Annotated in this window: 22 protein-coding genes; 12 read left to right on the top strand and 10 right to left on the bottom strand. The window is 63.9% G+C overall.

Annotated features, from left to right (window positions below; genetic code table 11):
- Window positions 1–66: 66 nt before the first annotated feature.
- The 3 genes from B7K23_RS04400 to B7K23_RS04390 all read right to left on the bottom strand — a co-directional run bounded on the left by B7K23_RS04400 (window position 67) and on the right by B7K23_RS04390 (window position 2,797).
- Complete coding sequence (locus B7K23_RS04400; protein WP_084125172.1) at window positions 67–1,341, bottom strand: family 1 glycosylhydrolase; 1,275 nt, start codon at window positions 1,339–1,341, stop codon at window positions 67–69.
- A 94-nt stretch (window positions 1,342–1,435) separates the two neighbouring features.
- Window positions 1,436–2,167 (bottom strand): sulfite exporter TauE/SafE family protein, encoded by a 732-nt coding sequence (locus B7K23_RS04395; RefSeq protein ID WP_084125171.1) that lies wholly within the window; start codon window positions 2,165–2,167, stop codon window positions 1,436–1,438.
- A gap of 351 nt (window positions 2,168–2,518) precedes the next feature.
- Window positions 2,519–2,797: a hypothetical protein gene (locus B7K23_RS04390; protein ID WP_084125170.1), complete on the bottom strand. Its 279-nt coding sequence runs from the start codon at window positions 2,795–2,797 to the stop codon at window positions 2,519–2,521.
- 544 nt (window positions 2,798–3,341) lie between these two features.
- On the opposite strand from B7K23_RS04390, the gene B7K23_RS15410 reads away from it, so the two are divergent.
- The 6 genes from B7K23_RS15410 to B7K23_RS15400 all read left to right on the top strand — a co-directional run bounded on the left by B7K23_RS15410 (window position 3,342) and on the right by B7K23_RS15400 (window position 11,633).
- Complete coding sequence (locus tag B7K23_RS15410; RefSeq protein ID WP_143338082.1) at window positions 3,342–4,103, top strand: hypothetical protein; 762 nt, start codon at window positions 3,342–3,344, stop codon at window positions 4,101–4,103.
- 421 nt (window positions 4,104–4,524) lie between these two features.
- The gene (locus tag B7K23_RS04385; protein WP_234996417.1) at window positions 4,525–7,413 is read left to right on the top strand and encodes a hypothetical protein; all 2,889 of its coding nucleotides are present in this window, start codon (window positions 4,525–4,527) and stop codon (window positions 7,411–7,413) included.
- A complete protein-coding gene (locus B7K23_RS15405) occupies window positions 7,410–8,195 on the top strand; it encodes a hypothetical protein (RefSeq protein WP_143338081.1) in 786 nt (261 codons plus the stop codon). Before B7K23_RS04385 ends, B7K23_RS15405 begins: the two co-directional genes overlap by 4 nt.
- 168 nt (window positions 8,196–8,363) lie before the next feature.
- Entirely contained in the window at window positions 8,364–9,899 is a 1,536-nt protein-coding gene (locus tag B7K23_RS04370; protein WP_084125167.1) for a hypothetical protein, read from the top strand.
- The gene (locus B7K23_RS16115) at window positions 9,896–10,357 is read left to right on the top strand and encodes an HNH endonuclease (protein WP_084125166.1); all 462 of its coding nucleotides are present in this window, start codon (window positions 9,896–9,898) and stop codon (window positions 10,355–10,357) included. The genes B7K23_RS04370 and B7K23_RS16115 overlap by 4 nt, the downstream gene beginning before the upstream one ends.
- Before the next feature lie 241 nt (window positions 10,358–10,598).
- Complete coding sequence (locus B7K23_RS15400) at window positions 10,599–11,633, top strand: hypothetical protein (protein WP_143338080.1); 1,035 nt, start codon at window positions 10,599–10,601, stop codon at window positions 11,631–11,633.
- Window positions 11,634–11,711: 78 nt separating this feature from the next.
- Here the strand turns inward: B7K23_RS15400 and B7K23_RS04355 are convergent, their stop codons facing one another.
- Window positions 11,712–12,914: a hypothetical protein gene (locus B7K23_RS04355; protein ID WP_084126137.1), complete on the bottom strand. Its 1,203-nt coding sequence runs from the start codon at window positions 12,912–12,914 to the stop codon at window positions 11,712–11,714.
- Window positions 12,915–13,109: 195 nt separating this feature from the next.
- Here B7K23_RS04355 and B7K23_RS04350 point away from each other — a divergent pair, with 195 nt between their 5' ends.
- The 3 genes from B7K23_RS04350 to B7K23_RS04335 all read left to right on the top strand — a co-directional run bounded on the left by B7K23_RS04350 (window position 13,110) and on the right by B7K23_RS04335 (window position 16,651).
- Window positions 13,110–13,580, top strand: a complete 471-nt coding sequence (locus B7K23_RS04350; RefSeq protein WP_084125164.1) for a hypothetical protein — start codon at window positions 13,110–13,112, stop codon at window positions 13,578–13,580.
- A gap of 568 nt (window positions 13,581–14,148) precedes the next feature.
- Window positions 14,149–15,573 carry a DNA (cytosine-5-)-methyltransferase gene (gene dcm / locus B7K23_RS04340; protein ID WP_084125162.1) on the top strand — a complete coding sequence of 475 codons (1,425 nt, stop codon included), beginning with the start codon at window positions 14,149–14,151 and terminating at the stop codon, window positions 15,571–15,573.
- 340 nt (window positions 15,574–15,913) lie between these two features.
- Window positions 15,914–16,651 (top strand): hypothetical protein, encoded by a 738-nt coding sequence (locus B7K23_RS04335; RefSeq protein WP_143338079.1) that lies wholly within the window; start codon window positions 15,914–15,916, stop codon window positions 16,649–16,651.
- A gap of 404 nt (window positions 16,652–17,055) precedes the next feature.
- Here the strand turns inward: B7K23_RS04335 and B7K23_RS04330 are convergent, their stop codons facing one another.
- From B7K23_RS04330 to B7K23_RS15660, 3 genes are all read right to left on the bottom strand, one after another.
- Window positions 17,056–17,484 (bottom strand): hypothetical protein, encoded by a 429-nt coding sequence (locus tag B7K23_RS04330; protein WP_084125160.1) that lies wholly within the window; start codon window positions 17,482–17,484, stop codon window positions 17,056–17,058.
- Between the two features lie 3 nt (window positions 17,485–17,487).
- Window positions 17,488–18,528 carry a hypothetical protein gene (locus tag B7K23_RS15815; protein WP_200809763.1) on the bottom strand — a complete coding sequence of 347 codons (1,041 nt, stop codon included), beginning with the start codon at window positions 18,526–18,528 and terminating at the stop codon, window positions 17,488–17,490.
- Window positions 18,529–18,589: 61 nt separating this feature from the next.
- Entirely contained in the window at window positions 18,590–18,739 is a 150-nt protein-coding gene (locus tag B7K23_RS15660; protein WP_159451307.1) for a hypothetical protein, read from the bottom strand.
- 267 nt (window positions 18,740–19,006) lie between these two features.
- On the opposite strand from B7K23_RS15660, the gene B7K23_RS04320 reads away from it, so the two are divergent.
- Window positions 19,007–19,222, top strand: a complete 216-nt coding sequence (locus B7K23_RS04320) for a hypothetical protein (protein ID WP_084125159.1) — start codon at window positions 19,007–19,009, stop codon at window positions 19,220–19,222.
- Window positions 19,223–19,748: 526 nt separating this feature from the next.
- Here B7K23_RS04320 and B7K23_RS16025 read toward each other — a convergent pair.
- Window positions 19,749–19,883, bottom strand: a complete 135-nt coding sequence (locus B7K23_RS16025; protein ID WP_255376286.1) for a hypothetical protein — start codon at window positions 19,881–19,883, stop codon at window positions 19,749–19,751.
- Here B7K23_RS16025 and B7K23_RS04315 point away from each other — a divergent pair.
- The gene (locus tag B7K23_RS04315; protein WP_143338078.1) at window positions 19,876–20,064 is read left to right on the top strand and encodes a hypothetical protein; all 189 of its coding nucleotides are present in this window, start codon (window positions 19,876–19,878) and stop codon (window positions 20,062–20,064) included. The two genes, B7K23_RS16025 and B7K23_RS04315, sit on opposite strands and share 8 nt — an antisense overlap.
- A 42-nt stretch (window positions 20,065–20,106) precedes the next feature.
- On the opposite strand, the gene B7K23_RS04310 is transcribed toward B7K23_RS04315, so the two are convergent.
- A complete protein-coding gene (locus B7K23_RS04310) occupies window positions 20,107–20,391 on the bottom strand; it encodes a hypothetical protein (protein ID WP_084125157.1) in 285 nt (94 codons plus the stop codon).
- Window positions 20,392–20,467: 76 nt separating this feature from the next.
- On the opposite strand from B7K23_RS04310, the gene B7K23_RS04305 reads away from it, so the two are divergent.
- Entirely contained in the window at window positions 20,468–21,358 is an 891-nt protein-coding gene (locus B7K23_RS04305) for a hypothetical protein (RefSeq protein WP_084125156.1), read from the top strand.
- 469 nt (window positions 21,359–21,827) lie between these two features.
- Here B7K23_RS04305 and B7K23_RS04300 read toward each other — a convergent pair whose 3' ends face one another.
- On the bottom strand, window positions 21,828–22,145 hold the full coding sequence (locus B7K23_RS04300; protein ID WP_200809762.1) for a helix-turn-helix transcriptional regulator: 318 nt from the start codon (window positions 22,143–22,145) through the stop codon (window positions 21,828–21,830).
- Between the last annotated feature and the right edge of the window lie 90 nt (window positions 22,146–22,235).

Raw genomic sequence — 22,235 nt, 5'->3', positions numbered from 1 at the left:
GCCCGACGTCCAGGTGACGGCCGCATCGTCCCGCCGACCGAGGCATCGTCCGCGCGCGAGGCCGCGCTACCCGAGCGCCTGGCGACCCTGGAAGCGCGGCTCGGCCGCGTGGCGCGCGAACTGCGCGACCAGATCGGTAGGCACCCGCTCGAGCCCCGACGGAGTCTCCTCGAGCGACCACAGCCCCATCGTCAGCAGGTGATCGGCGCGAGGCCCCGTCGCGTGGCGATACGTCCACTCGTACATGTCGAACAGCGGCCACCACGTGTAGCCGACCAGGTCCATGCCGCCCGCGCGCAGGTCGGCGACCAGGTCGAGCGACTCGGTCATCCAGCGCGACCTCGCGTCGACCGAGCCGGTGACACAGGTCTCGGAGATCATCACCGGGGCGCCGTAACGGGTGCTCGCCTCGCGCAGGAGCTCCGCGAGCCCGGCAGCGCCATCGTCCCGTGTGGGACGCGGATCGGCGAAGCCGCCGCCGTGATGCACGCCCGCCTCGAACACCTCGGTCGAGTGCAGCGGGTAGTAGTTGACGCCCATGACATCGGGCACGACCGGGTGCGCGACCAGGTCGGCGAGGAGCGCCTCGTCCGCCCCGTTCTCGAGCAGGAAGCCCGCGAGGGGATGGCTCGAGTCGACGCGGCCCGTGACCAGGTCCTCGACGAGCCACACCTGCTCGGTGAGGCGTCGCACGTGCTCGGCGTGCTCCGGAGCGTCGACGTCGCCCACGTAGCGCATGCCCGCGTCCACATGGACGAAGGAGACCTCCTCGCGGGCGACGTCTGCGATCGCGTTCTGGGTGCGCCGGAAGCCGTCGGCGAGCTGGGTCGCCATCCGGGTGAGACCCTTGCCCCCCGCGAGGTAGGGAGGCCAGTACCCGTACTCGCCGCAGAACAGGGAGTGGATCATCGGCTCGTTGACCGGCGTGAAGTCGCGCGCGACGTCGGGGTAGCGCTCGGCGACCTTGGCCGCGTACTCGGCGACGAGCCGCGGGTAGTCGGGGTGGTCGAACTGACCCTCGAGCCACAGCGGCGTGCCGTAGTGCATGAGGTCGACGATCGGCGACAGCCCGAGCTCCCCGAAGCGGGCCATGGCGCGGTCGAGCCACGACCAGTCCCACCGGTCCGGCTCCGGCTGGATGCGGTACCAGGGCACGCCCCACCGCACGAGGTCGCAGCCGACGTCCTTGGCGAGGCCGAGGTCGTCCTCGACGCGCGCGTAGTGCTCGGTGAGCTCGTACTCGTCGATCGGGCGCTCGCCCTCGACGGTCTGCGGGACGAACGTGTCCTCGATGCCCACGGCGAAGTGCAGCCGCCCATCGGTGATCCAGGGGCGGGTCATCGCGGGTCCTGCGGTGCGGCGGAGTCATGGGAGCGACATTGCTCGATCATGATCCTCATCCTAGGAGGGCGGAAGAGGCGCCAGGGACCGCCGATCAGAGAAGCAGGTAGACCGCGCCGACCACCGTGAGGACGACCACCACGTTCTCGAACAGAGCCTGGTTCATCCGCTCCGCGAGCCTCCTTCCGGCGAGCGCCCCGACGAGCACCGCGGGCACCAGCACCAGGTCGAGCAGCGCGCCCGAGGGCGTGAGCAGGCCGAGCGAGAGGGAGAACGGCAGCTTCACGACGTTGACGATCGCGAAGAACCAGGCCGCCGTGCCGAGGAAGGTCTTGACCGGGAAGCGCGCCGCGAGGAAGTACATCGACATCACCGGGCCGCCGGCGTTCGCCACCATCGTGGTGAAGCCGCCCAGCGTGCCATAGAGGATCCGCCCTCCGTGCGGTCGATCCGTCGAGTCGCGTCGGCGCCGCCACAGCGTGAGGGCGATGAGGGCCAGGAGCGTCACGCCGATCACCCGACGCACGTCGCCGTCGTCCGCCACCACCAGGAAGCCGACGCCGAGGAGCACGCCCGCGATCACGGCGGGCGCCAGACGGATCAGGGCCCTCCAGTCGGCGTGCCTGCGGTAGGCCCACAGGGCGAAGACGTCACCCACGATGAGGAGCGCCAGCACCGTGCCCGTCGACTGGCGCGCGGGCAGCACCGCGGCGAACGCGGCGATCGACAGGGTGCTCGCGCCCGGGAGCGCGGTCTTGGAGACACCGACCACCGCGGCCGCGGCGACGAGCAGCACCCAGGCGGCGGCCGAGAGCTCGGGAAGCATCCGCCCTCCTCGCCGCCTGTCCTCGCCATCGGGCGTCACATTGCGCCCAGGCGAAACTATCGCACCGCCGGCACCCGCATCGTCCGGGAACGACGAAGGCCCCCGATCTCTCGGGGGCCTTCTTTCACGTGGCTGGTTCGGCTTATTCGAGCCGAGCCCCTCTAGCCGCAAAATACCAGGGGCGACCTACGTACCACGATTGGGCGATTTGTCTGTTTCCCTTGAGAAGGATGTCCGTTTCCCACCGACCCCCACAGACTTCCGCAAGGACCGAGCGGAGAGGGGGCACCGGACAAAGCCCGGCAAGAGCACTGGCGCGCCGCATCCAGAGTAAGCGCGCCGAGGCCGACCCTAGTCGCAGCAGCCGCCGCAGGCCTCCAGGCCACGGGAACTGACCGGCCTGTTGACCTCCTCATCCAACTGCTCAATCGCGCCCTGGAGGAGATCCAGCGTGCTGTCAATGCGCTCAGCACAGCCGGCGTGGCCGCTCGCCTTCGCGACGTTCAGAGCTCCATTGAGCCGCTTCATTTCGGTCATCGCAGTGATCCAGAGCTTCTGCGCGTGCAGGTACTCAGCGATCGAGATCTCCGCTTCGGGACAACCATCGGCAATCATCGGCGTGGAACTCATCTGTCACCCTCCTTGTCGGAATTTGGCTCGGCTACCGATCCTGGCAGCCAGGAACCAGCATGCCCCCATTTCTAGCCGCGGCTCGGGGTCTGATTTCGCCTACCACACCTCGTAAGCAAGGCTTTACCAGGTAGTTTGCAACCGCAAACCATCGCACTCCCAGGACCCTGTCGGAGCCATGTTGCGCAGTATCGCCGCTGCTACAGAGCGCGTCCACAAGCCCCGTGGGGCGGGTGCGCCCCGAAGGAAGAACGGTGGTAGGCGATGAAAGCGCCAGCGCCCGAAGAATCGCCCGCGGCCCGGCGTGTCGCGCAATACCCGTGGTGCCCGCTGCCCGTGCCCGCGCCAACGGTAACCCGCCCCGAACGCCCCCAGGGTGTGGCAAGTGACCAGGCGCGCCGTGCAGCAAACCGGGTGTTGGCCGCCCCTTGGCCGCACCTGCGAACCAAGACTCACCAACCCCAGACTCCCGTGTGCCTGCCGCGGTTGGACGCGCCGGCTGCCCTTGGACCGGGCCCGCTGGCCCTTCTGCCACATTGGGGGGATGCAGGATCGATACGCTGGCGATGTCGGCGACTTCATGAAGCTGGGCCTTCTTCGGGCACTCGTCCACGGATCTGGTCTCGCGTTGGGGGTGAACTGGTATCTCGCCCCAGATGAGTCTCACAACGCGGACGGCAAGCACATCGCGTACTTGAGCCCGACCAGCAGGTTCCACAAGGCGCTGCGTGCCTGCGACACAGAACTCATGACGAGCCTCTCAGCGGTGGTCGCGACAGGACGGTCGGTCGCCGCCCTTGAGGCCTCCGGCACACTCCCCTCGGGATCCACGACGTATGCGACCCAGGTGGGTGAGCACCCACATGCACGTGCGACGTGGCACCACGGTGCCTTGGAGCGCCTGGCTGGGTGCAATCTCGTGTTTGCCGATCCAGACAACGGGATTCGGCGGACTCCCGCGGGCGCGAAGACCGTCAAGTACGCGCTCTTGGACGAGCTAGCGGACTACACCACGCGAGGGCAGAGCCTGGTCGTCTACCACCATGCAGACCGAACGCCGGGTGGCGTATCTGTGCAGGTCGCGAAGCGACTCGGCGAACTGCACGCACGCACAGGCATCGAGCCACTCGGCGCAGTCATCGCCCGCCGAGGCAGCACACGGTTCTTCTTCGTACTGCCAGCTAACAGTCACCGAGCCGCTCTTGAGGACGCCCTCGCCAACTATCAGCGGACATGGTCCCAACACGTGGACTGGGCACCGTTCGACTCCGAAGGGGCGCGCAGAGTCCGTCAGGTATTCGGATAGTCGTCAGCAGCGCATTTCTACTCACGCAAGTGCCTTGCAGATGGATACGCTGACCGGGACGCGCCGTATGCCGACATCTTCGTAGGGGGTCAAGTTGCCTGGTCTCAACCCTGGGGCGAGACAACTCGCCGCACAACTCGCAAGCGGGCCTGTGTTCCTGGTCCTCGGCGAGGGCGGAGTCAAGACACTGGGCGAAGCCTCTCTTGCGTACCCGTGGAACGGCATCTACACGTCATCTACGGACCCTGCCGTATCTGAGGCCTTCAAGGCGGATTGGCGCACGGTCTCGGCACATGGCGCAATGCGCACGAGCCCGTCTCGAAGCCAGACGGCCCTTGAAGTTCGCTATCTGCTCGGCGCTCCGCACCTCCCAGAGGATGAGCAGCCCGCGAAGACCGCCGTACAGGCAACCACTGCGAGAATGCGGAGCAATCAGGAAATTGCCCGGTTGGCTGGCGAAACCGTGACTCCACGCGGAACGGTTCTGATCGAGGAATGGTCTGCGGACGACGCCCTTGACGTCGGAGACCTGGCACCCACTTGGGGGCTCCTGGGCACGCGTCAAGCGCACCTCTTCTCTGCCTCAGCGTGGCTGAACGACGCCCTCGTCAAGGCGTTCGTCGAGTCCGGTCAACTGGTAGCTCACGAAGAATCCCTAGAGCAGTACATGGTGTGGCTCGAAGAGTCCGGAGCCGCCACCAAGGACGTTGCCACTACCGCTGCCGCAAATCCACACAGGATTGCCCTCGGCGACGGCTTCGTCACGGTCGACGTGCACACCTGGAACGAAGTACGACGGTCCGCGAGGCCGATTGACCTTGACCTCCAAGTTCCGCCAGTGTTCAGTTCGGATGCCGCGAGATACCAGGAGTTTCGAAGTTTCGTTGGTGCTACAGAGGGCGTGCCGCGGTGGCGGGGCCTTGCAGCAAACATGTACCTGCATCGAGACTTCGAGGCGCTACTCCTGGAAGCAGCCACGAGCGCGCTCGCGCATCGTGAACTCCCTTCGCCAATAGTCCTGGCCGGTCAAACCGCTTCAGGGAAGAGCATCGCGCTGGCCGCAATAGCTGTCGAGTTGGCACGCAGCGGAGATTACGCGGTACTCCATCAATCACGCCGCACAGTTCGGCCGTCTGTCGAAGACCTCGACATGTTCGCAGCCTGGGCTGAGGACCAAGGAGCCCGAGCAACGATTCTTATCTGGGACGGCATGGTCGATCCAGGAGAGTACGAAGCTCTCTCGCGGCAACTACACGCGCGAGGACGAAAGTTCCTCGTCATTGGCTCCGCCTACAGGAGCGAGAGCGCTACCTCAACAATCATCGAAGCACCGATCGATCTATCCCCCGTCGAAACCGATGCACTAGTCACGCTTCTCGACTCCTTTGGAATACCGGCAAGCAGACCACAGGGTCTCCTCGACACAAGTTTTCTCGCTCTGCTGTATCGCACACTCCCTGAGACCGAACGGCAACTACGCGGTGGGCTGGCTCGCGAGATGCGTGCTGCCGAGAAGAGCATGGCCAAACTCGCCCGCGAGCGCCGGGACGAAGACTCTGACTCTCAACGGTTGACTTCAATGCAGGAGGCCTTCCTCGCCGCCGGCCTCGGATGGCGCGATCTGCTGCCCGAAAAAGTGGACACCATCGCCATCAGAGAGCAGGCGTTTTCGGATCGGGCACCAATCCAGAAGGTCACCACCCTGGTTCTTGTCGCCGGCAAGCACGGCGTCCCCGTTCCCTTGGATCTCGCGCTGCGAATTCTCGGCCACGAAGGTTCACAGAGCGTCCGAGACGCGCTCAGCGCTTCCGACATCATCCGAGAAATCGACGACGATAACGGCGACTTCTTCCTGGGCGTGCGTTCACACCTTGAGGCCGATCTCCTCGCAAGGGAGGAGGTTCCTCTTGAAGTCGAAATCGAGGTAGTTGGACAGGCGATCCGAAACGTCCGGGTCACCGACGGATTCTCCGGCGGGGCAGACGAGGTTCAGTTCCTTGTGTCGCTCTTGGAGAGAATTGGCCCGACTTCCGAGCGGTCACAGTACCGGCCGCACTTCGGGACAGTCGCCGGTGCATTACGCGCACGACGCGAGGAAAGTGGTCGGTCTATCCCTCGCCTCGTGTTGCAGGAGTCTGCATTCACGCGCGGCGACGTCCATTGGCGGCAAAACGCCCAGCGCGGCACGAGCGAAGAGCGGGTGACGGACCTGGAGTACAACAGGGAAGTCCTCGACGATGTGCTTGCCGATCCAGCAACCCGCGGCCTGATGCGTCTATCGCTCGCCGTCGAGCTCGCGTCGACGCTCGGAGCAATCATCTACGAACACACGAAGAGTCCGAACCATGAGAAACTCAACGGCCTGGGCCACCGACTGGACGACGTGTTGCATGCCGTACTTGACGCCAGGTCCATCGACCCCGGGAACGTCTACCCCATTGACGTGCTCGCATGGTCAACTGAGTTGGCAGTTGAGGCTGGCACGCTCTCGCCCAGCGAGCGTCTTGATGTTCTCGCGAACGCCGTAGCCACCCTTGAGTCGATCGACCGCGCATCGCTCAATGACCGCCAGCTAGCCGGACTCGACAAGCGGGGTGTTGAACTTCAGAAACTACTTGGACGAGACGACGAAGTCTTCGCCTACCTAGACAGCCTCAAAGGGAATCTCGACCCGGCAGCCACATTCTTCCTTGCGCAGTTTGACGCGAAGGAGGGCCCTGAAGGTGAGCGCAAGGCTCTGGAACTGCTTCGGAACTCTCATCAGGCCGTGCGAACTGATTGGCGCTGCGCCCAACTCATGCTCGACCTGACATGGAAGTCCATTGCTGACGAACGGCTGCTTCCCCGTGATCGCGCCCTCATTCACCTGAATGAAAGCGAGATTGATCTTGTGCGTCTCCTAGCGTCTGAAATCGAAGACGCGGGACTCCCGGACATCTACCGGCTCCGCTTCGCGCAGGCGATTGCAGAGTTTTCCGCGGGAAATTTCCCTGAAGCGTCTCGGCACTTCCGAGAGGTCGGTGACCTGACTCGACAACTCTCAAGACGCATCTACACGGCATATGTGCTCGCTTCAGATTCCATGGAGCCCGAGACCTTCACGGGCCGAGTCGAATCCTCAGATGGCAGGTCCGGGCTGGTCTGGGTCAACGAACTCTCTACGAGGGTGAAGTTTGAACCTCGCCTCTTCTCGACGACGGGCGAGTTCGCACGTGGCCAGCAACTGCCCGCGTTCCACATTGGCTTCAAGCTCTCACGAGGTGCTGTCGCCGAGCCACGGAGCGCATTGCGCAGGCAGGCCCGGACATGACATCACCCCTGGAGGATCTGTCCCAAGCGAAGAGGCTTGCTACCGGGTCGGGCCTTTCTCTCGGCACCGGCGTAGATCTGACCCCGCGTTGCGAGAGCCGCGAACAATTCGACAGCCTGGTAAGCGACTACTCCAAGTTCTACCGTGAAGAAATCGGAGACGACGTAGCGTTCCTCACGGCCTCCGCTCGTGACCACCCGGCTCGCAGTGTCGAAAAGCACCTGTATCGCCTGCGAACGGCCGCACAACATAGCGACAACCAAGAAGCGAATCACTACTACAGCGCGCACGTGGGCGATGCACCCGACTGGCAGGCGCTTGCAGCCGCCCTCGCGCAGAGAATGGAAGACGCCCTGAGTGCATTGGTCCGTGAGGCACTCGCGGTATCCCGGGACCCACGCAGACGCGCTTCATGGCAGGCAGAAGTAGCCCTCAATGTTGAGGCAGTCTTCGAGTCCGTAGCCGACGACCTGAGGCTTGGGTTCACACCGGCGAACAAGAGACGCATGATCAACCAGGTCCGCACACGGCTGCGGATCACACGGAACGTTTCGGACCCCAGGGCCCTCGCCCAGGAGTACTGCGTCCAGGAGATGACCGCCAATAGGCGGCCCCTGCCAGTCCCGTACTTCGATCTGCTCGACTACCTGAACGTTCTGGGCAAACGCGACGCTCCGGCAGCGATCCTGCTCGCGCACTCAGTGGCCACCCTCAACCAGAGCCTTCGCAACGGCGAGTTCCTTGAACGCGTCGCGGAAGCATGGGAGACAGCTCGAAGGTGAAGGCAACCATCCACGCCTCGCCCTAAATTGGACCCGTTCGAGTTGCAATGCAAATCGCGCATATAGGTCCGGCGCGCCTAGACACACCGAGCCCCGTCCAGATTGCCGACCGTTCACGCGACGGTGCGACTAGATTCAGTCCAAAGCCCGCACGCTCGGAGGAGCCCCATGCCCACAATCAAAGCCCTGCGCACCGAGATTGCCGATGGGGCCAAGAAGTACCCGATCTACCTGGGATTCCTATCTGCGGCTGAGTTGGAGCCTATCGCGGCCGTCCCCAGTTTCACCGTGCAGTCCGAAAACTACCGGATCGCAGACAATATCCTCGGCGACCCCGTGAAGGACTGGCAGCGTCCCCCGATCAAAGACAAGATCGAGAAGATCAAGGACAAATTTTCCCAGACTTCGGAGCTCATGCCTAACCCGGTCCTGCTCGCGGTGAGCGAGCAAGAGTCGGTGGTTGTGACTCAGCAGAATCTCAACGGACAGAACACCGAGGTCTTCGAGATCGCGGTTGCGGTTCCTTCGGGAAGTGGTCCAAAGCCTCTGTGGATCCTTGACGGCCAGCACCGAGTTCTGGGCTTGTCGAAATCGTCTCGCAGCAGCAACCCTGTGCCACTCGTTCTCCTGCACGGCGACGCGCTCAACGCGTACGCCCCGAAACAGTTCGCGAAGATCTTCGCAGAGGTAACTACGCTCGCCACTCCCCTCCAGCATGTACACAGCGAGTGGCTTCAGTTTGCCTTCAAACTCGGCCCCTACGAGACGGACACGACGGCCGACTGGAAGGCGATGAAGGCGGTAGCCGACCTCTGCCGAACGCAGCAGTTCGGGGATCCTCCCGTCGTGAATCCATTCTTCGACACGATCGAGTTCAACCCGGAGCTCGGGGGCAAACCGGCAATCCATAGTGGTTTTCAGTTCAACTGCATCGAACTCAAGGACCTCGTTCGAGCCCACTATTACGGTCGTCCAGCGGCGGGCACTACATTGCTGACTCCGACGGAACTCGCCGAGCAACTCGCACTCTCGCTCCTCGCTCTCGGCCGAGCCGATACAAGTTCCAACGACAAGAGTGCATTCTTCGGCGGTTCCAAAGCGCGCCAGAAGTACATGGAGGAGGGCTACGTCACCGGTGTGCTGACCTACCTACGAGAGAAGGGAACTCCTCCCACCGGGTGGGACGATCTCCTTTCCAAGCTTGGATTCACCACGGCCAACTGGGACTTCACCGGTTGGGTTGTAACTACGGGCGGCAACACTGGGACCCTCTCGAAGAATGTTGCCCAGGGAACCTTCAAGCAGGTGTTCGCTGCGGGCGCACTGCCGGAAGGGGTAGCCGACATCCCCACCTTCCTTCGAGGAGACAAAGCTTCGATTTCGTTCACCGCGTCGAACCTGACGCCAAAGGGCCGTCCCGCCAAGCCGGGGCGACAGGAGCACTCCCTTGACGTAACCGGCGGCGTAAAGAAGATCGACCTCGGCAGCCGGCGTCACCTGAAGCTCTCGGCTCAGACGGTGAACGTCGGCCAGGTGGACACCCGAGACAGCCGCGACATGTTCTCCGATCAGTACTCTCCGAAAGCCCTGAAGCGCGGCATCACTCTCCCTGATGGGCCGGGTCGCATCGAACTCAAGATTCAGGCCTCGCTATATGGGGGCGTCAAGGGCTCGCCACTTACCCTTGAAATCACTTGGACATGACCGGCCCGATCGACTTCGCTTCACGGATAGCCAGGGCTGAGACCTATTTCCAGGTCCTGCAGGCTGCGCTCACCGGAACATGGATCGACGCCTACGAGCGATACCAAACGTCGACCGACAGGATCGTGAGTGGTCTAGTACTTGTGCACCCGGGATGGCTAGAGGATGCCTCCGATGGCCTCCCCGACCTTAGGGGACCTCGACTCTTCCGGAGCGGTCCGGGGCACGCTTGTCAGTCGCAGTTGGTCTGGGGCTACTCCTGCTCAGGGTCGCCGCTTGAAGTGGACCACATGTTCCCCTTTGCGTTGGGGGGACCAACTCGACCCGACAACGGCCTCACCCTGTGCCGCGAACACAACCGTGCAAAGGGCCACGACGTGCACCTAATCCCGTGGGAAACCTACGACTTCCCTTGGCTCGCCGACCAGGTGGAGCAGGTGCGCCGCCGCCTTGCATAGGTCCCCCACGGATCTGACCCGATTCCGCCTGAACCCAGCAGCGGCTGCTTCCCGGTCGGAACCGCCAGGTGTGATCATCGCCAGCAAGGGATCTCAACCGTCGTGGCCCGCGCCGCGTGACTGGCCCCTGTGACCTGGCGGTACGGCAGTCCCCCTATCTGTAGATTGGCCACCAGGGGCTCAGGATCGTCGTGTCAATCGAGTCCAACTCTTCCGGCAAGCCAAAGCACAGGAGCGATCTGTGGAGTCCAGAAGCGAAGAGCGGCGCACCACAATTCGGACGGCATGGGCGAAGCAACGAAGAGTTGCCGGTATCGCAGTAGCCAGCGCGATTGTTGGCGCATTGGTTCGTGGATTTCTCCCGCCATTCGTGGTCGACACCGAATTCTTGCGGGACTTCCTTCTGAGCCCACCGATGGCTGCACTGATTGCGATAGTTGGCGCGCTGATCGCGGCCTACTCAGCACTGCGCGCTTCGAAAGACGCGAACCACGCCGCGAGACGCACCGCGTGGTGGGAGCGCGCACGGTGGGCGATGGACTTGGCCCTATCGACGGAACCTGGGAAGCAAGGAGTGGCGCGAAAGGCGTTGCCCGCGCTGCTCGGCCCAGAAAACAGCCAGGCAGAGGCCAATATGGTTGATGCTGCACTTGAGTACGCTGAATCCCACTTCTCGGAAGCACCCACACCGGCGAACCGCAAGCCCACTGATACTGAGCCAGCGGGAGACGTGCTAGCGGAACTGTCTGCGGCAGGCATCGACGTGCAGGGTCTCGGCACAGACGACGAGCCGGAGTCAGGCACAAGCAGGTACACGATTGTCGGAGATGACTCGCTACTTGCGCTGTTGCGTCTTGCACGGCGGCCACCTTGTCCCGACTCCGATGGCGGTGCCGCCAGAGCACAGTCGGAGATCGCAGGTCACGACCCAACGTCGGTTGATGACTTCGACTTGGCGTATCAGAGCTTCTTCAACGAGCCGCCTCCGACTACGAAGCGAGCGTTCCTCAAGGGGCTCTGCGAACTCTTGGACATCGCACCCGAGCTCGAACTTGGAGTGGGCTCAAGCATCCCCGCCAAGGCGTTCGAGGAGGCCGCGAAGCGCGTGGAAGTATCCACCAAGGGGCCCATGCCTGTCGTCGCCAAGCGAATCGTTGAACGCGCTGGCATGAGCTGGGAGCCAGCAGACTGGAGTTCAGGGTCGACCGTTACGGCGCAGGGCCTCAAGAAAGTACTCATTGCGGTGGCACAGCTGATCAAGACGGAGACCGAGTAGCGCGCTGCAACGGTCTGGCTTCAGCCCATCCCCGTCGACCGGTCGGAACGAGAGCCGGTCCGGTTTAGCGGCTGAGGCCTAGGCAATGCCATCCGAGTAGACCAGGAAGTTGTCGATGTTGCGCTTGGAAATCATGACCTTCAGGGCCCGGTCGGCACCACTGGGCTGATGCCCCTGGTTGAAGTCTCCAAGCACCACATGGAAGTTCGCTTCGTTGACCTCAAGGATCTTCATCCCAACGAAGCGAACCGCGGACTTGAACTTGCCCCTGTATGAAAGCTCGTTGTAGCCACCTTGCGGAATGTGCCCGACAGAGCGTCTCCAAGCGTTCCACTCCTTGACCGGCAGATCGTCTTCGTTCCGGCTGTGCCATGTCTCGTGTTCGTAGATGACATACCAGAATCGGCCGAAGTCTCGAATGCAGTTCCTGAGGTCCTCGGCATCGTTTCCGGGCGCTTCCTTTGCCGTGATGTTGGAGGCCTTGAGATCGCCGTAGTAGGCAAGGCCGTCGTGATCCTTGAAGACCAAGTCGTAGTCGAGGCCACGCTTGCCCTTCAGTTTCTGGAAGGCGACGAGGCGGTCCGCGCCACTACGTCTAGCAAACTCATCGAATCTGTACTCCAGATAGAAGCCTGCCCACTCCGGCTGCATCGTGTCGCGCCACTGGGAAGCGTGCATTTCGCGGACGGCCGTGAGTGCCTGCAACTGCCTCCCTGAGAAGAAGTCGGCGTTGAAGCGTGCGAACACTTCGAGGTGCGGGTGCTCCTCACGGACGCTTCCGCCGAGGTAGCCAGCGAACAGATCGAAGCGGACGCTCGTCAGGTGGTTGCTGTTGCTGTCGGTACGGGAGAAGACTCCTGCGGTCTGAGCCTTGTACAGGTCGTTCGTCGCAACGTGCGCGGCTGAATTGTTCGCCTTGCGCCGTACGTAAGTGCTCGGGTCGAAGTCGCAGAAGACCATCACGTCGCGGTAGTTGTAGATGCCGACGAATCGCGGCACAAGGCCGTCCTCAATCACCGCATCGTGCACCTCGACCCATCGCCGTGGAATCTGAATGCGCTTCTTGAATTCGGGCCACGGAAACCCCAGATGCGTCACCTGCGCACTCAGAATCACGTGATCGCCAAATCGTACGACCTGCGCTCCGGCGAACCGTTCGACCCTCGCCCCAGGGAGAGCATCGAGCAGCAATCGTCGCTTTTCAGTAGGCGTCAGAGTTGTATCTACATCTTCGACCACGGACCCGTCGCGCAAGATCTGATCAACGTCCAGATGCCCCATGGCGATCTTCTTATCAGACGTGGCCACAAATTGACTTTCAAGAGCACGCGCGTCCCCTCCGCATTGCGAAGGAATGCACTCTCCTCTCCGGGCAATCGGCGACCCGAGTCGGCCGACTAGTTGCCCGACCTGCCGCGGGCAGCGCTGCGCTGCTACAGTCGCGATGACGCCTGTCTCCGACCCGGAGGTTTGCCAATGGAATTCTCCACCGCCATCTACAATCGCTGCTCCGACATCAGTTTTCGAATGCAGGGACAGCAGGGTTCAAACCGGGAGATTCGAAGAAAGATTGCGGAGTATTGCGCGGAGTTCCCCAAGACCGCCGGCCTTCAGATGATGCGCTTTGACCGCGGGAAGGATTACTACTTCCCAGTCGTATACGCGTCTGCCATTGGCGGGTTCCTCCAAACCAAGTCGGAGAACCGCTGCGTTCTCGGCGTCTCACGAACTGGACAGGGCAGCGCGGTGGGTGGCGGTTTCGCCGACATGCTGATTGGCTACTCCGACTTCAATGAAATGACCATCGAGAAGGTCCTCAGACGCGCACTCCAGGGCGATCCCATGTCCTTCGACGAGTGGACGGCACAGAAGTCGCAATCGGGTCCTGGCATCGTCAACTACGGCAACGACAATGTTATCGGGGGCGGGGACGTGACACAGTGGTAGCCGTAGATCGCGGGGCGATTTCGGTCGCCGGCAACGGGAACATCGTCGCGGGTGGCAACGTGTTCATTGGCTCTCGGGGAATCTCAGTCCAGGACGTTCCAGACGCATTTCAACACGAGTTCGAGCAGATAGAGGCTTTCGTACGCAGCTCAGCGTCGGAGGAGGATCGACGCGCGAGGGTTCGTGACTTTGCGCAGGACATGACGTCCGCTGGGTTCGGCGGAGCGACCGCGTCGGTCGTTGCGCACCTCCTGGCTCTGATTTGAGGCCGTTCGTGGGCTGCATCGGAGCCAACGTTGTGCAGAACCGAGTGCTCGACGATTCCAAGTTGGAAGTACCTTCCGCGTGTGGCGGCTCGATTGGGCAAGAACCCACTTGGACTCCCAGCAGAATGCGCGTCGCCTTCACACTCCATCGGAACGCCATCGACCCTCCGGGCAATCTGCAACTTCACGGCGTCGCGATTGCCCCGTCCGATACAGCATGCGGCGAGGGTGAGCACGGCCCTTCTTGGGCCTGCTCGGAGAGGCAGTTGGTCCGTGTCAGTGGCAGGACGTAAGCTTCTGCCATGCCCGATGAGTCCCGCTCCGACGCCATCACCTTCGCCGACCTGTTCGCAGGTATCGGGGGGTTCGCAGCCGCTCTGTCGGCCATGGGGGCCAAGCATGCCTACGCCGTCGAGATCGACAAGCACGCCGCAGCGGTCTACCAGGCGAACTGGCAGCACCCGGCACTTGGGGACGTGACCAAGGACGCCAACGACAACGCTGTGACCGTGCCCGCGCACGACGTCATCACGGGCGGCTTCCCGTGCCAGCCGTTCTCCAAGTCCGGAGCACAGCGCGGCATGGACGAGGTGCGCGGCACCCTGTTCTGGAACATCGAGAAGATCGTTAGGGAGCGTAAGCCCACGCTGATCTGCCTTGAGAACGTTCGCAACCTCGCGGGACCTCGCCACCGCCACGAGTGGCAGGTCATCATCGAGCACCTGCGCAACGCTGGCTACCAAGTTGCGGAGCAGAGTGCGGTCTTCTCGCCTCACCTGATCGCCCCGCAGTTCGGTGGTTCGCCGCAGGTTCGCGAGCGCGTGTTCATCACCGCGACGCTTGTGCCCGAGGGCATGGTGATGGACCCCGACCCTGAGCCTGTCGCTCTGCCCGAGCACGCGCTGATGCACCGTGAGTGGAACCTGATCGAGGATCTGCCGATGGACAAGTCCGCGACCATTCCGGGTACCGAGATCTCGCCCGACGAGCGCACGTGGATCGACCACTGGGAGCAGATGGTCGCCTTCATGCGTGCCTGGCGCGCCAACCAGGCGCGCCTCACGGGCGAGCCGCCGCGTCGGCTTCCGGGCCACCCGGTGTGGACGGACGCGTGGGTGAACAGCAAGGCCGCGCGCGAACATCTGCTCGACGGCGCACCGGCATGGAAGGCTGACTTCCTGCGCAAGAACTTCGACCTCTACGACGGCATTCGCGAGTTCCTGGGCGCGAAGGATCTCGACAAGTGGCTGCGAGAGGTCCGTGAGTTCCCGGAGTCGCGCCGCAAACTTGAGTGGCAAGCGCAGGACGCGCAGTCGATGTGGGACTGCGTGATCTCGCTGCGACCTTCGGGCCTGCGAGTGAAGCGCCCCACCCACCTGCCGGCGCTGGTCGCGATCACGCAGACCCCGATCATCGGCCCCATCGGTCGCAAGCTCTCCGCCCGTGAGGCTGCTCGCCTCCAGGGCCTGCCCGACAACTTCACGTTCGGCGACCAGCGCGACGCGCTCACCTACAAGCAGATGGGCAACGGCGTGAACGTCGGCGTCGTCAACCAGGTACTCAAGGCGCACTGCGAGCGCGACAAAGACCTACTGCTTGCGACCGAACGAGGTCGCGCGATCTACGAGATGGTTTCGGGCGCGGCCGAGAACCCCAAGTCAGCCATCGCAGCCCATCTGGAGCGCCTGGACTCGCCTACCGTGAGCAGCGCCGCCGCAGCAAACTAGCGCGAGAGAAGCATCACGACTCGTCGATCGCTGGCAGTGGAGGGCGTCCCTCCGGGGCGGAGGTAATCGACGCCGAACCGCCGCGCAGGCTGCCTTCTCGTCACCGTCTCGACGGGTCGATGAGTTCCGACGACGCGCTCAGTCGCGCCGTCAGTCGTCCAAGCGCAGCGCAACTCGTACGCAGCTGCCCGGGCTTCTGCGGGTCTGCCGCACTGACTGGTGACATCTGATCTGACCTGCCAGACGCGCTGTCACCGACCAGCACGGCAGACCCCTTCCGCATTTCAGCATTCGGCGAGCCTGCCATTGACCGCAAGCCTGGTCGGCCAGGCTAATCGTCGTGAAGTCTGATCATCTCTCTGACCTGGAAGATCGTCTTGAAGTTGCTGGTTCTCCTGCTACGGGCCCGAGTGTCTTGGCGGAACTGGCCTCAGACGGCAGCGACGACGTACGGTGCAGCGTTGCGGGGAACGTGAACACGCCCGAAGAGTCCCTGCTGAGCCTCGCCGACGATAGCGACGAATTCGTCAGGGCGACCGTGGCGGGCAACGCCAACGCTCCCGCAAGAGTGCTCGTTCGCCTGGCAAGGGACTCGACCGAGGACGTCAGGTGGGCAGTCGCGTCCAACGCGAACGTTCCCGTCGTTGTCCTCGTAGGCCTCGCTCAAGACGCGAATCCGACCGTAAGGGCGCAGGTCGCTGGCAATACCGTCGTGCCAGCAGCTACGTTGTCCGAACTTGCGAAAGACCAGGACGAAGGCGTCAAGTGGGCCGTCGCAGGCAACGGCCGCACCCCTCCGAAGGCGCTTTCAGATCTAGCCGGGACGGGCGACAGCGCCACGAAGTTGGCGGTCGCGCGGAACAGCGGCACGCCTGCGAACGCTATTCAGCGCCTGGCGGAGGGGGACCGCCTAATAAGGGCGACAGAAGAGGCGATCGAACGTCGGCGCGCGTTGATCTGCGAGCGATTCGACATTGGCGACGATTGCGTCCGGGGCGTCAACATGATCGCCAAGCGCGAGTGGTGGGAACTCGACCAGGATGCGCCTGTGGTGCAAGCAGCAAAGACGCTCTGTTGACCGCTAGCGGCAGAAGGCGTGGTCGACGCACCAGCCGTGCGTGCGCGCCGACCATGTGAGCCGGGAGCCAGGCCGGCATCCAACGAATCGTCCTGAGGTTCGACACGACCTCCGCTCACCAAGACGCAGCCCGCAAGAACGGCACCCCGCAATCCGGTCGTCACCTATCCGTTCACCACGCTCCATCACGTGGCACGTTCTGTTCCGTCGCGAACCCGAGTATCGATACGTTTTGTTCCGCTGACCCCGTCGTAGACCCAACGTCTTGTTCCGTTGGCGCGGCAGCTACGGTCGCTGGTCATAAGTCCGTCGTGGCGTCGACGCCCGACACGAACACTGGCCGTATCGCGCTGGTTCTTGAGCCCATCGCCACATCGAGGTCCAACAACAGCCCCTCAACGCGACTACTGGTCGTTCTCCCACGCCTGGTGGTGCGCCAGTAGTTCGACGCGCGCAGCGTCTCCTCCGTACTGCAGCCACGTGTCTGGTGACATCCCGCCGAGGCTGACATTCTCCGCGATCAGCCAGGTGGCGATCGTCGGGTCCGTCCAGTCGTGGAGCCGCAGCGTCGCGATGATGCCCTGCATGACCGGGTCCTGGTCGTTGTTGAACGCCTCGATGCGCGCGTCGAGCGCCCGCCACCACACGTCTGCGCCGATGTGCACCATGTGCCGATAGTCGTCGGCGATCGGGTCGGGCAGGATGTACGGGTCGATCACACGACGTAGCGAATCGACTGCCTGCGGGCCTAGCACGACCTTGCCGTTCGGGGTCTCCACCGTCGCCGCGGACACATCCTGTAGCGCGTCCAGCAGTGGTCTGAGCTCCTCCATCGCCTACTCCTTCTCGCCGACGCTCCACACGAACGCGGTCTTGTTCGCGTAGTCGATCGCCCGGTCAGCGTCGCGTCCTGCCTCGATCCAGTCGTGGGGAGTCATCCCGTCGAGGACGTCGGTAGGGGTGTCCATCCACCACAGCACGACACCCTCGCGTGCCAGCGGTCGCAGGATCTGACGCACGCGCTCCATCGTGTCCAGTGGGTCGTCTGTGCCATCGTCGACATCGCCCGCTGTCTCGGCTGGCTGCGCGTTGCGGATGACCACGTTGCCGTCCTCGTCGAGCTCGGAATACTGTCTGCCTGCCGCCTCGAAATCCGCCGCGAGATCGAGCGAGGCGATCCGTTCCGTCATCTGCGCAGACCACAACTCGCGTGCCTGCGCCTGCTGTGCTTCGGTGAGTTCGTCGTAGGAGCCGCCGCTCTTCAGGTAGTCAGAGATGACCTCGGGAGACATCCACCCGGGGTCAGCCTCAGCCACGTAGGCCGCCGCCTCCTCGGCGGTCAGCCCCTCAGCCCACGGCTCCCGGGCGAGCATGTCGCCCGCGACCGCATCCCAGACCTCTCGCTCACCGCTCTCGCGATCCAGTCGCTGCGCCTCCTCGAACTGGCGGACCAGGTCGCTGTCGCCAGGCGTCGCGGTGTCGTCGGTATTGGTGAAGGCCTCGTAAGTCGCGTCGTACTCCGCGCGCTCTGCGGGCGTCATCGCCGCGAGAGACTCGGCACGTACGTCCTCCCACGTGCGCGTCCTGCTCGCAGCGGCGTCTTCGGTGGCATTCGCCTGCGACTGCTCGAACTGACGGAGCAGATCGGCTTCGCTGGTCGGATCCTGTCGGTCGTCATTGCGCGGCCCGTCGCCTCGCTTCCAGACGACCACGTCGAAGTCGCTCGCGGGCGTACCAGTCAGCGATGCTGCGGCGTCCGCGGCCATGTGGGCGATGTCGGCCTCGGTGAGGGCCTGCGTCGCTACGTCGATGCTCGGCATCTCGACATGCCAGATGCCACTCTCGACATGCCATGCGAACGCGGTCAGCTTCTCCATGCGGCCATCGTCGCACCATCGTCTGACATCGTTGCCGGTCGTCGTGCACGAGCGCTGACCGCTAGGCGGAGCCGAATCGTTCTGCGTACACACGGTCGATCTGAGCCTCAAGTTCCCGCTCACGTGCACTGATCGGCTCCCGCGCTGAGGGCTGCACCCCGGCGACGATGCGAATCTCCACCACCGGCTCTGCGGCATCCTCGGTGCTCATAACACCCATCGTCTCACCGACATATGAGATCGTCACGGGGCGGTTGTGGGCCTGAACTGCGCGACCGTGGTGATGACCTGCGGGATAGTCTCGACCGGCTCGGATAACCACTCGCCTCTTCGCGCCCTGAGCATCCCGTCAGGCATCTGCTCCACCACGCGACGATCGCATCGAGGCGGACCAAAGGGTAGGGGGTCTGAGGCGTAGTAGAGGCTCTGTGGTCCGGGCATCTCGCGCATCGTCGCATCCATCGCTGACAATGGAGCCGTGGACGACGAGAGCCAGGAGCAGGGGCACGCCTCCGGTCTGAGGGGCATGCTGTCTCACCTCGCGCCGCAGACGCCCGTCCCTGTGGAGCGAATGGACCCAGGGCGCGTCGCCGAGCGTGGGGCCACGGAGACGGATGCGCTGGCGGCAGCGCGCTCCGTAGCCGACGAGTATGCCGACGTTCTCGAGCGCCTCGCTGAGGCCGATCAGGACTAGCTGAGCGGCTGCGATATCTGCCGAGCAACGCTGCGGGCGGCGATTTCGCCAACCGCACTTGTGGTGACCGGCATGTGCGCAGGGCCTCCCAGTGAGCGATCGCGGCGTTTGCGAAATCCCAACGAGCGCGCGCCATCCGACTCCGAGGCCCTGCTACCGACAGTGTGCAGCGCACGTTTCCGTGCAGGAGTTGCTCGGCTACGGAACCCCACCGCGTTCCCGCACTCACCAGGAAGCGTGCAAGCCCACTTGTCGCATGTTGTCGCCCCGGGCGGCGTCAGTGGTCAGGGCGATGCTTTCGCGGTGATCGTGATGACATCGGAACGTCTAGTGGCAGAACTGCGTGGTCGGCAGTGGGTGGTGCGCACCGTAGCGGGTGAGGCTGTTGCGTGGATTCCTCCTGCAGGCGGCGCGTGGTCGGTGTCGGTGTTCGACGGGCCCGCACCTGCTGGACGCTTCACGAATCCGCGCGATGCTCTCGAGGCACTCACCGCGGCCACCGTCGAGCGGTAGCGGCATCCGCACATCACGGCTTGCCATCGTAGCGCGTGCTCGGGCGTCGTCCCGCGGTCGTGGCTGTCGAGGCCGAGGCGACGTCCGTGCCCGATGCCGCGATCGGGGCATGACCGCTCAGGCCGCTGCCAGTGCTGACGGTGGACACGACGCGACTGGAGGACACGGTGCGGCTGCGCGATGCACTCGCAGGCAGCACTGCGGTGATGGTCGTCACCGACGGACAAGACACACCCTTGAGTGCGTCGACAGCACATGGCCTGAGTGACGTGCTCGATGACATGATCCGCCGCGCGCGCCCGGATATGGGCCGCGCCGACCGGTACTGACACACGAGTACGGATCACCGTCCGGCCACGATGGGTGGAGCTTCAGGCGTTGCCTGCGCCGGTCTCGGCCAGGATCCGCATGACGGTGACGAGGTGACGTGCGGGCAGGTCATCGACGGGAGTCTTCTCAACGGCGAGCGCCCACCACGCCGTCTTCTCGATCGTGCACTCCACAGAAGGGCACTGGCGGCCTGAGATCACACCGAAGACACCCATCATCGGAGGGAAATCCCACCCGGCGTCGTAGGCCTGCCTCGACGTCAGCATCTCAGTGCGGCCGCACACCTCACACCAATGCTCGAACGGTTCATCCTCAGCAGCGTTCATGACATGGGACCGTAGCCCCGGGCTCCGACACGACCCCTCGGGACTGCATGTCACAGGTGCGACGCACCATGGGGCCATGGACGACGACGCGTTTCTGGACTTCATCGCACGTCTGCACGGCACTCTCGCGCTGGGCGGACCTGTGGTGTTCGAGATCAATGGGCGCGTGGTGTCGCTGACCGGCGAGTCAGCGCAAGCACTGCACGACGTCATCGAGGGTGCAGTCGCCCGCGCACGGGAGGACACGGATGCGCTTGCTGCTCAGACCCGCGCCGTGATCGAACGACTCACGATCGGCCCCTGGGAAGACGAAAACGAGTGGCTGCCCGCCGCTGCCCTCGCCGCGACCCAGTCCCTGGCGGCACAACCCGAGGACGCCCTCCCGGCGGACGCGATCCAGGCAATGATTGCGGCACTCAGGCGCGTTCCAACCGGCGAAGGCCAGCGCGACCGCCGTGCGGTGACAGCCCGCGTCAGCCGTGTCGAGGGAGCGTGGTCGATCGATGTGCCGCAGCTGGGTTTCGGCACGCAGGCCCACGCCATCGGCGATGTGCTAGGGATGGTCGTCGATGCCGCCGCTCTGATCGGCACACCGGTCGCCTACAACGACATCGACGTGCAGGTGGACCTCGAGAACACGGAACGTGCAGTGGGTGACTTGTGCACACGTGAGCAGGCCGCCGAGATCGCCGGCATCGCTCCATCGGAACTGCCGGTCATGGGCACGCTCGACGGCGACGACCCACACCCCGTGCTGTCGTTCATTGACGCCAGCAACCACCCCACGGTGAACGTACTGATCGAGATTCTGCAGGCACAGGCGGAGGACGACTTCACGGTCGCATGGTGGCTGTCGTCCCAGCTCACGGTGCTGGGGATGCGCCCCGTCGACTGGGTGCACCGGGGCAAGGACGACTTCACCATCATCAGGCTCGCCGAGCAGACCGCTTGGGCCTGGTCCCAGTGAGACTCCGCTGCTGACACGTCGAGCACCCCAGGGCTACCGCGACAGCACCGGAGCCCCGTCGAGCAAACCCTTTGATTCAGAGGAACGCGGCGACCTGGTGGCTGGAAATACGTTGCCCTCCACGCTTATTGCAGTAGCACGGGCGAACTCGGGCCTATCGTGCCGATGCCGTGGCCGAATGCTTGCGCTCAGCCAGCCGTTCCGAGCCAATTCAGGCCGCCTTGGGACGAGAAATCCTCATCCGACTGACATTTACCAGGAGATTTGATGATGTGATCCTTCGGACACTCAGCCTCCCCTAGATCCATCGGGATCCAGGCCACGATCGATGCATCGCGCGGAGCCGGTCACGGCGACCGCACCTACCAGCATCGAAGTCGAGCCAGGAGAGTGCATGCAGGATCAGTACCAGGTCGCGAAGACTGCCGAAGCCGGGGCACCTGGTGCGGCACCTAAGGCGGGGACTGAACTACGGCCCCTCAGGCCCGTCGGCGGCTTTCCCTGTAGCGACTCTGGCGGCCAGCCCGCAGGGCCACAGCGTGGTCTCGAGCCCGGCTTCGAGGCGGGCAATGGTGATCAGGTCGGGCCAGGAGTCACCGCGCAGGATGTCGGCGATGGTGACGTGGTCGACGCCGGTGAGGTTGGAGGCGCGGCGCAGACTGATGCCGTCGATTGTGTCTCGCAGAGCGATGGCGAGCAGTCGAGCGACCTCGCCAGCAGCATCGGAGATGGATTCCTCTGGCCAGTTGGAGCCGAGATCTCTGGGGCGCGCTCTCTTGGGCGGCATGCTGTGAGCCTAGTTGATCCCACCACACCTCATCCCGGTGACGCCGTCGACGATTTGGCGGCTCACAGGGCCTTCCTTCGGCCAGGAGAT

The sequence above is a fragment of the Demequina sp. NBRC 110054 genome (genome assembly GCF_002090115.1).
Classification (GTDB): Bacteria; Actinomycetota; Actinomycetes; order Actinomycetales; family Demequinaceae; genus Demequina.
Note: the sequence above shows the minus strand (reverse complement) of the source record. Positions and strands in the feature narration are given on the sequence as shown.